This is a genomic window from Aerococcus sp. 1KP-2016 (assembly GCF_002252085.1).
Classification (GTDB): domain Bacteria; phylum Bacillota; class Bacilli; order Lactobacillales; family Aerococcaceae; genus Aerococcus.
Map to the genome: position 1 here is coordinate 1 of NZ_NEEY01000055.1, position 11,331 is coordinate 11,331.

The following is an 11,331-nucleotide window of genomic DNA, read 5'->3' on the forward strand; positions in this document are numbered from 1 at the left end:
ATAAAATTTCATTCTATAAATAATTGACGAATATTATTATATGACGCTCGTTCTTTATAAATAAAAAAATCTATCAAATATGGAAATATATGCTATAAAAAAATAAGATATTTTATAGAACCACGATTTATTCTTGATAAAAGCGCCCAAAATTAGAGAATGGGAGGTTCATTCTATAATCGCAGTCTTCTCAACAAGTGCAGTATAACTACCCACGGTGAACGTCCTGTATTTTTGGTAATCGTCAAAATGAAAAGAGGGCTGGCCCTCTTTCATTATTTTGTTTTCAGATCTACTGCTCCCAAAACAAAAAAATCCCTACCGTTGGGAGACGGTAGGGTTCTTAATCTTTCGTTTGGGAGGAGAAAGATTTGTATGAAGAAAAGTTTAAATATTGGGTATGTGTATATAATAGAAGACAGCTTTGAATTAATAATGAAGATTTTGACGAAAATTTTGAAGAATTTGTGAAGAATTGATTTCATTGGTTTTTAGAGGGCTAAAAAAATTATTTTCAAATTTTTTGAATTTTTTTTAGAAATATTATTGACAGCTTTGCTATCAGATGATATTATTATCTAGTCGTCAGTTGACGAAACAAAAACACATGCGGAAATAGCTCAGTGGTAGAGCACCACCTTGCCAAGGTGGGGGTCGCGGGTTCGAACCCCGTTTTCCGCTTTGTCTGAATAAGACATACATATGAACATCTTATATAAATATGCCGGGGTGGCGGAATTGGCAGACGCACAGGACTTAAAATCCTGCGAGGGTTAACCTCGTACCGGTTCGACCCCGGTCCTCGGCATTTTATACTTAAGCACCCATGGCTCAACTGGATAGAGTACTTGACTACGAATCAAGCGGTTGCAGGTTCGAATCCTGCTGGGTGCATGACCCGGGAAATAGCTCAGCTTGGTAGAGCACTTGGTTTGGGACCAAGGGGTCGCAGGTTCGAATCCTGTTTTCCCGATTCTAATTTGGGGGATTAGCTCAGCTGGGAGAGCGCCTGCTTTGCACGCAGGAGGTCAGCGGTTCGATCCCGCTATTCTCCACTTATTAGATGATATTCATATGGCGGTGTAGCTCAGCTGGCTAGAGCGTCCGGTTCATACCCGGGAGGTCATGGGTTCGATCCCCTTCGCCGCTATTTCTATTTTTACTTGGACCTTTAGCTCAGTTGGTTAGAGCAGACGGCTCATAACCGTCCGGTCGTAGGTTCGAGTCCTACAAGGTCCATCCTTGTATGGGATTATAGAATATTTATATATTTTTACTTTTGGAGGATTACCCAAGTCCGGCTGAAGGGAACGGTCTTGAAAACCGTCAGGCGTGTAAAAGCGCGCAAGGGTTCGAATCCCTTATCCTCCTTTTTTTATTTTAATATTATCGCGGGATGGAGCAGTTGGCAGCTCGTCGGGCTCATAACCGGAGGTCGTAGGTTCGAGTCCTACTCCCGCAATTGTAGGGTCCCGTAGTGTAGCGGTTATCACGCCTCCCTGTCACGGAGGAGATCGCGGGTTCGATTCCCGTCGGGACCGTTTTTTTTTATTTGTTAAGGTCTGATAGCTCAGTTGGTAGAGCACTTGATTGAAGCTCAAGGTGTCGGCAGTTCGAATCTGTCTCGGACCATATATAGAAATATATTATTTCGGCCCGTTGGTCAAGCGGTTAAGACACCGCCCTTTCACGGCGGTATCACGGGTTCGATTCCCGTACGGGTCATATAATAAAAGGGGAGGCGAAAGCTTCCTTTTTTTATTTATCATAAGTTAATATTAAGAATAATTTGCCTTTTATAAAATATACAAAATAACAAGTCGTTTTGGTATAATGGTAAAGCAAAGTAAGTGAAGGGATGGATAATATTGCGACGATTTTTTGAAAATAAAAAGTTAATTGTCCTGCTTGTTAGTGTCATCACTTCATTCAGTATGATTGCCTATTCGATATTTAGCCAATCAAATATGCCTAAACCAATTTTATGGGTGAATGATGTGACTGCAATCGTTGGTCGATTTGTATCGACACCAACCAATGCAATGATGCGATTTACGGATTCAATTAATGACTTGATGAATACTTACGAAGAAAATCAAGAACTAAAAAGCCAGATTTCTTCACTAGAAGAATTAGAAGCACAAAACCAAATTTTACAAAGTGAGAATGAAGAACTATCTAATTTATTATCATTGCAGCCTTCTCTTGTTGGTAAAATGGTGATAGCTAGTTCAGTTATTTCAAGATCTCCAGATACATGGGTAGATTCAATTGTAATCGACGTTGGGGCTAATGACGGTATAGCTGAAGGTATGTCTGTAATGACTGATAGTGGACTTGTTGGCCATGTAAAAGAAGTATCAGCAACGAGTTCTAAAGTGCAATTACTTATTACTGAAAATAATCAAATGATGAATGTTGCGGTGAGCGTACAGTTGGAAGATAGCATTGTTTCGGGAATACTTACCGATTACGATGAAAAAACTCAGGAATTAATTCTTGAACAAGTACCATCAGATGCAAAAGTTCAGAAGGATGATACAGTAACAACTAGTGGTTAGGTGGTGTTTCACCTGAAGGGTTAATTATTGGTGAAGTTACGTCAACTGATTCCGACAATTTTGGTTTATCTCAATCAGTGCGTGTGAAACCTGCAGCAGATTTCAAAGATATTCGATCTGTTTTAGTTGTAATGACATTAAATAACGATTCGGCTAGTGATGATGGTGATGAAAATACAACAACTACCTCTAATACTGAAAATGACAATCAAGAGTAGGAGGAATTAAATGCTAGATTTTATTAAACATACATTTATCATTCCTATTTTAGTATTTTTCATTCTACTACTAGATGGTAGCATTATGTCTGTATTATCGTATAGCTTGGGTACTGAAAACTTTCAGATAAGTCCTCAGTTTACATTAATTATTATCACACTATTAGCTGTTTACTTAAAACAAGATTCAAATATATTTATCGTTAGTATCGTTATTGGATTCATCTATGATGCGTACTATTCATCTATTCTTGGTGTGAATTTATTCTTATTCCCAATGATTGTGATCCTAACTAGATTTGTTATTAAGAAATTTCCAATGAATTTTTATACGGTCTGGTTATGGATTTTGATTGTATATACGATATATATGCACTTTATCTATGCACTGTATTATCTCATTAATATTCATAGCAATTCGTATGTTCATTTTGTTAGCCAAAATTATATACCATCATTGTTATTCAATGCTTTCTTAGGATTTATTTTTATTTGGTTCACACAAAAAATTGTTATATGGATTGAAAAATAATACTTGCTAATAGATTAAAGAATGATTATAATAACTTTATAAATATTAAAAGTGTTGATTGGAAGAGGTTACGTCCTTCTTATTAAAGAGAGCCTAGCAAAGTTGAGAATAGGTATAAGAAGCGTATCTACACACCCAAGAGCAAATTATTAAAGATAATTCGTGAGTGAGCGTTAATCACAGTGTCTAATTATAGACATACCGAGATAGTAGTTGCGAAGCTACTATGAAAAAAGGTGGAACCACGTAACTTTCACGTCCTTTTATACTGACAGAGATTCAGTGTAAAAGGACGTTTTTTTTTATCTAAATGAAGGGGTGAAGTTTTATGAAAAATATTCAAATGAAAACATTTGTATTAACAAGTTTGGTTGTATTATTCACATGGTTTGGCTTTAATATTAACCAGGTGGAGGCTACTGAAGATACTACTGGCGAAACGTATGTGGTTGGTTTAGATGATACGTTTGCACCAATGGGATTTAGGGACGCTGATGGCAATATTGTAGGTTTTGATATTGACCTTGCAAATGCGGTGGCTGATTTATATGGTTGGGAATTAGAGTATCAACCAATTGATTGGGCTATGAAGGAAACTGAATTAAATTCCGGAAATATTGATATGATCTGGAATGGGTATGGTATTACGCCTGAACGTGAAGAGATGGTATTATTTTCTGAACCGTATATTGAGTCAGGACAAGTTGTTATTAGTAAAAAGGGTTCAGATATAGAGCAAATATCTGATTTAGCTGGTAAAACAATTGCCACTCAATCTGGGTCTACTGCCTTAACTTTTATGCAAGAATGGCCAGATGATACCTTTAGTAAATTGGCATCAGATCCAGTATTATATCCTTCATATAACGAAGTATTTGCTGACTTAGATGCAGATCGAGTAGATGCTGTATATTCAGGCGAAATATATACACGATATACATTAACGCAAAAGGGTACATTAGACGATTATCAAATGTTTACTGACGAAACTTCTATTGAACCAATGGGTGTTGGATTTAGAAAAGAAGATACGGCATTGAAGACACAAGTAGATGAAGGTATTCAAACGCTTCGTGATAATGGTACATATGATGAAATTTATGCAAAATGGTTTGGAGCAGATGCTGCAACAACAAAAGAAACGAATATCGTTCTAGCGGTATTACCGTCATTGTTAAATGGTTTAAAACTGACATTATTATTATTTGTAGTTGTATCAGTTATTTCAATTCCAATTGGTTTCCTTATTGGGGTATTACGTGTCTTTGGACCTAAATGGTTACAAGCTATTATCGAAGCTTATGTATTTATCATGCGTGGTAGTCCACTTATGCTTCAATTGATGGTAATATTCTTTGGTCTGCCATATGTTGGCATTTCTTTAGATCGATTTACCGCAGCTGTCTTAGCATATGTTATCAACTATGCAGCATATTATGCTGAAATATTTAGAGGAGGCATTTCCGCAGTACCAGCCGGTCAATATGAAAGTATTTCGGTACTAGGAATTGGAAAAGTGCGTGGATTTAGACGTATCATTCTACCTCAAGTAATCAAAATTGTAATGCCTTCTATGGGTAACGAAATTATTTCATTAGTAAAAGATACATCATTAGTTTATGTAATTGGATTAGGAGAAATGTTACGTGCTGGTAATATTGCCGCGAATACGTATGCATCATTGGTACCATACTTAGTAGCAGGTGTTATTTATCTATTAGTAACAGCAATCTTAACAGTTGTCCTACGTCGTGTTGAAAAACAATTGAAATGGTAAGGGGTGTAGAATATGTCATTAAAAGTTAAAGGCTTAAGCAAAGCGTATAAAGATAATGTTGTCATCGATAATTATGATTTTGAAATTAATCCAGGTGAAGTAGTGATTTTACTAGGGCGATCTGGAACAGGTAAAACAACATTTATGCGGATTATCAACAATCTTGAAGAAGCAGATCGCGGTACGATTGAAATCAATGGTAAAGTATTAGCTAAAGACAATGGTGAAAAAGCTGTCTATGGTACACTTAGTGATCGCCGTGCTTACCAAAATGAACTAGGTATGGTTTTCCAAGATTACCAATTGTTCCCAAATCTAACGGTTATCCAAAATTTAATTGAAGCACCACTAGCACAGAAAATTGCAGATAAGGAATCTTTATTAGCACAAGCTAAGGGGCTCTTAGAAGATGTAGGGTTGTCAGATAAAGCAGATGTGTACCCAGCTACTTTATCTGGAGGCCAAAAGCAACGGGTTGCTATTGCGCGAGCACTTATGTTAAATCCAAGTGTGTTGTGTTTTGATGAACCAACATCAGCGTTAGATAGAGAATCTGCTGATCAAGTGGGGACTTTGATTACAAATCTAGCAACAGAAAAACAAAAAGCAATTCTGATCGTAACGCATGATACCGTTTTTGGTGAACAAATCGGTACACAAATCAAATCTTCAACTGAATTTGCAAATTAACAATGTTAGAAAAACTTTATACAGATATTTAACTTTATTATGATTATTTTCTTGACGGAAGCCTATAATTTTGGTATTATATTGGATGTTGTAAAAAGTGTGAGCACCACACTGCAACCGCGCATGACAGCGTATTGTAAGCGTCGAAAGACCACATGTCGTGGCGAGTCTAAGTCTATATAGGGAGGTGCGTTAGATGTACGCAATTATTAAAACTGGTGGAAAACAAATTAAAGTTGAAGCTGGACAAGCAATCTACATTGAAAAATTAAATGCAGAAGCTGGAGACAAAGTTACTTTTGATCAAGTAGTTTTTGTTGGTGGCGAAGATGTGAAAGTGGGAACACCTTTAGTTGAAGGTGCGACTGTTGAAGCAACCGTTGAAAAAAATGGTCGTCAAAAGAAAGTAACAACTTTCAAATACAAAGCTAAAAAAGATTCTCACCGTAAACAAGGTCACCGTCAACCATATACAAAAGTTGTTATTGACTCAATCAACGCTTAATTTTAAGTCATGATATAGATGATAAAAGCAATTTTTAAAACTGATGATAAAGACCAGTTTATTAGTTTACAAGTAACTGGCCATGCCTTTGCTGGTGAATATGGGCAAGATATTGTTTGTGCTGGGGTTTCAGCTGTAGTATTATCTACAGTGAATAATCTTACGCGTATGGGCAATATTGAACCTATCATTGAAGCTGACGAAGAAAATGGTGGTTATCTGTACATTGAATTGACAAACGATTTGTCAAGCGAGCAGAAATCTGTTGCTCAAACGTTATTTATGAGTTGCTACCTTGCAATGTCAGCAGATATCGAAGCGAATTATAGTGACTTTATACGTGTATCCAAAATAACGAAATAATAGAGGAGGTTATCTCATGTTGAAATTTGATTTACAATTCTTTGCCCACAAAAAAGGGGGCGGGTCTACTGCCAATGGTCGTGACTCTCAATCAAAACGTTTAGGTGCTAAACGTGCTGATGGTCAAGAAGTTTCAGGTGGTTCAATTTTATACCGTCAACGCGGTACTAAAATCTACCAGGTGTAAACGTTGGCCGTGGTGGTGATGACACATTATTTGCTAAAGTAGACGGTATCGTTCGTTTCGAACGTAAAGGCCGTGACCAAAAACAAGTAAGTGTTTACCCTGTAACAGCTGAATAATTATAAAAATGAGAAGAGTTTGAGCTTAGGTTCAGGCTCTTTTCTTTTTGTCATTATGTCATTTGTCTACAATCGTTAGAATTGACAGTTACAGAGAATTCCTTGAAAATAGGAATGTAATAGATACCGTGATAGAGAGGGAATAACATGTCTGTAGAAAATATTAATCAGCTTTTCGGCGTTCTTCATGATTCTAGTATCCTAATTCAAGAAGCTTTAGAATTTTCATATATAGAAGCACTATTTGAAAGCTTACAAAATCTTGCTGACGGCGAAGTGCAACAAATCGATAACCGCCCAACCGACGAAGAAGCTACAAAGCTTAGAGAAATATATGATCAAATTAATATCGAAAATCTTTCAGCTGAAGATATTAGAAAAGCAATTCAATTTGCTTTTATTGAAGGTGAAAAGGCCGATCAGCTACAAGCGAATTACCAAATGACGCCAGAAGCAATTGCTATTTTGATTGCCTATTTTGCAACAAAACTAATGGACCATAAAGTAAGTACAGAACAAGCAAATACAAAAGAAATCAATCTTTTTGATCCTACTATTGGAACAGGTAACCTATATGCCATTACATATAATGCTTTGAAAGATGCAGGTTATACAATTAAAGGTGCTGGCTATGATAATGATGACTTATTATTATCTATTGCTGATGTGGCCACTAGACTACAAGATATTCCTGCACAATTATACCTAGGCGATAGTTTACAAAATCTGATTGTCGCGCCAAATGATGTCATTGTAGCGGATTTACCTTTAGGTTATTACCCAATAGATGAAGTAGCCAACACATATAGTGCAGCTAAAAACCGACCAGTAGATGAGCATGCATACGTTCATTACTTAATGGTTGAACAAGGGTTGCGTTATCTTAAACCAAATGGTTGGGGTATCTTTATTGTGCCAGCTGGATTAATTCAAGATGAAAACATTAAAAATCTCATTCAGGCTATTGGGGAGTATGGGTATTTCCAAGCATTATTATCATTACCAGGAAACTTGTTCACTAGCGAAAAAACGCGAAAAGCTGTGTTGTTAGTTCAAAAAGCTGGAGATCATGCAAAACAATCTGAGAATATTTTGATAGGGGAGATTCCTGATCTGAAAAGTAAAGAGGAATTACCAAAATTCCTAAATTCATTTGATGTATTCCTAGAAAGAATGAAATAATATACCCATTATCCGTACTAATGTTTTTATAATTTATGCTTGTATGTTTGTCAAGAAATGTATTTACAAATTTTAAAGATATCATGCTATAATAATTGTATAACTAATTATTAGTGACTTATATATTAAAGGAGAGAAAGAATGTCTAAAGTAATTGCTGTAAACGCAGGTTCTTCAAGTTTAAAATTCAAAATCTACGAAGTACCAAGTGAAAATGTTGTAGCTTCTGGTCAATTTGACCGTATTGGTATCGGTAACTCAAATATCTCAATCAAATATGGTGAAGGCCAAAAATTTGAGGATGTTCAAGATATTGATACGCACGAAATTGCTATTGAAACATTATTAGATCAATTAAATGCTTTAAACATTATTACTAGCTATGATGAAATTTCAGGTACTGGTCACCGTGTGGTAGCTGGTGGAGAAATCTTCAAAGAGTCAGCTTTATTAGATGAAGAAGCAATCCAAAATATTGAAAAATTAGCAGAATTTGCGCCATTACATAATGGTCCAGAAGCTCGAGCTATCCGCGCTTTCCAAAAAATTTTACCAGGAAAACCAGCTGTGGGTGTATTCGATACTTCATTCCATACAACAATGCCAGAAACTGCTTACTTGTACTCAATCCCTATGGAATATTATGAAGAATTCGGTGCTCGCCGTTACGGTGCGCATGGTACATCTCATCAATACGTTGCGAATCGTGCAGCTGAATTAATGGGTAAACCAATTGAAGATTTGAAAATCATCACTTGCCACTTAGGTAATGGTGGTTCAATTACTGCTGTTGATGGTGGTAAATCTGTAGATACTTCTATGGGCTTCACACCTTTAGCAGGTATTACAATGGGTACACGTTCTGGTGATATTGATGCATCATTAGTTCAATTCTTAATGAAAAAATTGAATATTGATGACATCGATGATATGATCAGTATCCTAAACAATAAATCTGGTTTATTAGGCCTTTCTGGTGTTTCTTCAGATATGCGTGATGTTGAAGATGCAGCCGATAAAGGTGATGCTCGTTCAAACACTACATTAGAAATTTTCTATGACCGCGTTCGTAAATACATTGGTCAATATATCGCTGTAATGGGTGGCGTTGATGCTGTTGTATTCACTGCTGGTATTGGTGAAAACTCTGGCCGTACTCGTGCTGCAATTATTGACGAACATATGTCATTCTTCGGCATGGAAATTGATGAAGCTGCTAACGATACTCGCGATGAAGCTAAAATTTCAAGTGAAGATTCTAAAGTAGCTATCTTTACTATTCCAACTGACGAAGAATTAGTAATCGTTCGCGATACAGTTCGTTTAGGTAACATCAACGAATAATTATTATAAAATTTAATATTCAAAATGCGCTCAAGGTAAGTATTTATCTTGAGGGCTTTTTTTTATCCTAGCATTTTGAACAGGGGTATGGTAAAAACAAGTATAAGCGTTTTGAAAGGTGGACTATAATATGTTGAAAATTTATGGCTTGAATCAGTGTTCAACAACACAAAAAGTGAAGTCTTATTTAGAAGATAAAGGACTTGAATTTGGCGAAATTATTGATATTCGCGATAATCCGCCCCAGGTTGCGGAGTTATCTCTGGCGTTGAAACAAGTGGAAGGCCAATATACCAAGATATTAAATACTTCGGGTAGTTTGTATCGAGAAATGGGTTTAAAAGAAAAGTTGAAAGAAATGGATCAAACAACCTTTTTGAAAATACTATCTGAAAATGGCATGTTAGTGAAACGTCCACTGATTGTAGCCGAGGATAGAGCAAGTGCCGGATCTAAAGAACAATTTTTAGATGCAGTTTGGTTAACTAAATAAAATTCGGGGAAAAAGGTGGCAGATGATGGTTGAATTTGAAGAGCTTGAAGCGACAGTAAAGGCTCAAGAGTCCGAAATGATTTCATTCTTACAACAATTAGTGAATACAGAATCAGGAATTGAACAAGTGGATGGTATTAATAAAGTAGGCAACATTTTGGCAGAAGCTTGTCAAAATATAGGTATGCAAACAAGAATAATCCAGCATGATCAAGCAGGGGATATAGTGATTGCAAAGTATATACCAAAGCATCCCAAACATTTAGCACCAATTGTCTTGTCTGGACATATGGACACGGTATTTGAAGAGGGTGTAACGGCTCACCATGGATTCCGTTGGTTGGATGAAGCTGCTGGCATTGCCCAAGGTGCTGGGATAATGGATATGAAGGGAGGCTTAGTAATAGCATTCTATATAGTAAAGAATTTGATTACCTTTGGCTATGAGGACCATCCCATAAAGCTCATTTTTGTCCCGGATGAGGAGACCTTACACCGTCATTCTGATACACGTCAGGAGATGTTAGCAGAACTACAAGATGCACACTTGCTACTCAACTTTGAACCAAGTGAGGCTTTAGATAAAATTGTTGTTAGTCGTAAAGGTGGGATGATGCTAGCTGTTACAGTTGCAGGTGTTGCTGGCCATTCGGGTATGGAAGCCGAAAAAGGCCGTTCTGCAATTGTTGAACTGGCGCAAAAAGTTGTGGCCTTAGAATCAAAAACGGATATCAATCGTCATAAATTAATTAACTGTGGTTTATTTAACGGTGGGGTTTCAGCTAACACAATTCCTGGATTCGCTAAAGGTAATTTTTCGCTTCGTTTCCCCAACGAAGCAATTAAACAAGAAATGCTCAATGATATAGACGAAGTCGTTAATCAGACATTTATCGAGGGTACAAAAACAAGCTATGTGATTGAATCTGGTGTAGATGCAATGGAGCGAACGGATAAGGTGGATTGGCTAGCAAACCATTATCGGACGGTAGCGACAAATAGTGGCTTTGGACCAATCACATTGGTAGAGAGCCAGGGGGCGTCAGATGCTTCGCTTGGCACTCAGGCTAACATTCCAGTACTGGATGGACTAGGCGTAGTCGGAAGTGGGGCACATACCTTAACAGAAACCGCGGATCTCACAACACTCGTACCTAAAGTATGTTTATCAATTAATGCAATTTTACAACTATCAAATGCATAAATAGCAAATGCGCCTGAGATTATATGTCTCAATGTCAAGGACAGTATAAAATTGTAGGTTTATGACAGAATAAAAATGTAGGTTTTTGACAGTCTAATTTAGAAGTCCATTTATATTTTCCCTTTCATACGATATGATTTTCCAGTAATCTTGAAGACT

Annotated in this window: 10 protein-coding genes, 12 tRNA genes, 2 pseudogenes and 2 other annotated features; all 24 genes and pseudogenes read left to right on the plus strand. The window is 36.8% G+C overall.

Annotated elements, in window-relative coordinates; genetic code table 11:
* Positions 1–609: 609 nt before the first annotated feature.
* Positions 610–681 (plus strand) — tRNA-Gly (locus B9P78_RS08250).
* 42 nt (positions 682–723) lie between these two features.
* Positions 724–808, plus strand: a tRNA-Leu gene (locus tag B9P78_RS08255).
* A 12-nt stretch (positions 809–820) separates the two neighbouring features.
* Positions 821–894: transfer RNA gene (locus B9P78_RS08260), tRNA-Arg, on the plus strand.
* A gap of 5 nt (positions 895–899) precedes the next feature.
* Positions 900–973: transfer RNA gene (locus B9P78_RS08265), tRNA-Pro, on the plus strand.
* A gap of 9 nt (positions 974–982) precedes the next feature.
* Positions 983–1,055, plus strand: a tRNA-Ala gene (locus tag B9P78_RS08270).
* Positions 1,056–1,076: 21 nt separating this feature from the next.
* A tRNA-Met gene (locus B9P78_RS08275) sits at positions 1,077–1,150 on the plus strand.
* 15 nt (positions 1,151–1,165) lie between these two features.
* Positions 1,166–1,239: transfer RNA gene (locus tag B9P78_RS08280), tRNA-Ile, on the plus strand.
* A gap of 42 nt (positions 1,240–1,281) precedes the next feature.
* A tRNA-Ser gene (locus B9P78_RS08285) sits at positions 1,282–1,371 on the plus strand.
* A 19-nt stretch (positions 1,372–1,390) separates the two neighbouring features.
* Positions 1,391–1,462 (plus strand) — tRNA-Met (locus B9P78_RS08290).
* Positions 1,463–1,468: 6 nt separating this feature from the next.
* Positions 1,469–1,541 (plus strand) — tRNA-Asp (locus tag B9P78_RS08295).
* Between the two features lie 18 nt (positions 1,542–1,559).
* A tRNA-Phe gene (locus B9P78_RS08300) sits at positions 1,560–1,632 on the plus strand.
* Between the two features lie 21 nt (positions 1,633–1,653).
* Positions 1,654–1,725, plus strand: a tRNA-Glu gene (locus tag B9P78_RS08305).
* 209 nt (positions 1,726–1,934) lie between these two features.
* A pseudogene (gene mreC, locus B9P78_RS08310) lies at positions 1,935–2,632 on the plus strand (rod shape-determining protein MreC); the annotation flags it as partial.
* Between the two features lie 6 nt (positions 2,633–2,638).
* The gene (locus tag B9P78_RS10335; protein ID WP_233487813.1) at positions 2,639–2,779 is read left to right on the plus strand and encodes a hypothetical protein; all 141 of its coding nucleotides are present in this window, start codon (positions 2,639–2,641) and stop codon (positions 2,777–2,779) included.
* 10 nt (positions 2,780–2,789) lie between these two features.
* Complete coding sequence (mreD, locus tag B9P78_RS08315; RefSeq protein WP_094518999.1) at positions 2,790–3,311, plus strand: rod shape-determining protein MreD; 522 nt, start codon at positions 2,790–2,792, stop codon at positions 3,309–3,311.
* A gap of 45 nt (positions 3,312–3,356) precedes the next feature.
* Positions 3,357–3,577: a binding site (T-box leader), on the plus strand.
* Positions 3,578–3,639: 62 nt separating this feature from the next.
* On the plus strand, positions 3,640–5,088 hold the full coding sequence (locus B9P78_RS08320) for an ABC transporter permease subunit (protein WP_094519000.1): 1,449 nt from the start codon (positions 3,640–3,642) through the stop codon (positions 5,086–5,088).
* A gap of 12 nt (positions 5,089–5,100) precedes the next feature.
* The gene (locus B9P78_RS08325) at positions 5,101–5,778 is read left to right on the plus strand and encodes an amino acid ABC transporter ATP-binding protein (protein WP_094519001.1); all 678 of its coding nucleotides are present in this window, start codon (positions 5,101–5,103) and stop codon (positions 5,776–5,778) included.
* Between the two features lie 105 nt (positions 5,779–5,883).
* Positions 5,884–5,959, plus strand: a sequence feature (ribosomal protein L21 leader region).
* Positions 5,960–5,974: 15 nt separating this feature from the next.
* Complete coding sequence (rplU, locus tag B9P78_RS08330) at positions 5,975–6,283, plus strand: 50S ribosomal protein L21 (protein WP_094519002.1); 309 nt, start codon at positions 5,975–5,977, stop codon at positions 6,281–6,283.
* Positions 6,284–6,301: 18 nt separating this feature from the next.
* Entirely contained in the window at positions 6,302–6,646 is a 345-nt protein-coding gene (locus tag B9P78_RS08335) for a ribosomal-processing cysteine protease Prp (protein ID WP_094519003.1), read from the plus strand.
* Between the two features lie 16 nt (positions 6,647–6,662).
* A pseudogene (rpmA, locus tag B9P78_RS08340) lies at positions 6,663–6,949 on the plus strand (50S ribosomal protein L27).
* Positions 6,950–7,096: 147 nt separating this feature from the next.
* Positions 7,097–8,131, plus strand: coding sequence for a class I SAM-dependent methyltransferase (locus B9P78_RS08345; protein WP_094519004.1), 1,035 nt, complete (start codon positions 7,097–7,099; stop codon positions 8,129–8,131).
* A gap of 141 nt (positions 8,132–8,272) precedes the next feature.
* Positions 8,273–9,475 carry an acetate/propionate family kinase gene (locus tag B9P78_RS08350; protein ID WP_094519005.1) on the plus strand — a complete coding sequence of 401 codons (1,203 nt, stop codon included), beginning with the start codon at positions 8,273–8,275 and terminating at the stop codon, positions 9,473–9,475.
* A 130-nt stretch (positions 9,476–9,605) separates the two neighbouring features.
* Positions 9,606–9,968 (plus strand): arsenate reductase family protein, encoded by a 363-nt coding sequence (locus B9P78_RS08355; RefSeq protein ID WP_094519006.1) that lies wholly within the window; start codon positions 9,606–9,608, stop codon positions 9,966–9,968.
* Positions 9,969–9,993: 25 nt separating this feature from the next.
* Positions 9,994–11,172, plus strand: coding sequence for a M20/M25/M40 family metallo-hydrolase (locus B9P78_RS08360; RefSeq protein WP_094519007.1), 1,179 nt, complete (start codon positions 9,994–9,996; stop codon positions 11,170–11,172).
* The last annotated feature ends 159 nt before the right edge of the window (positions 11,173–11,331 follow it).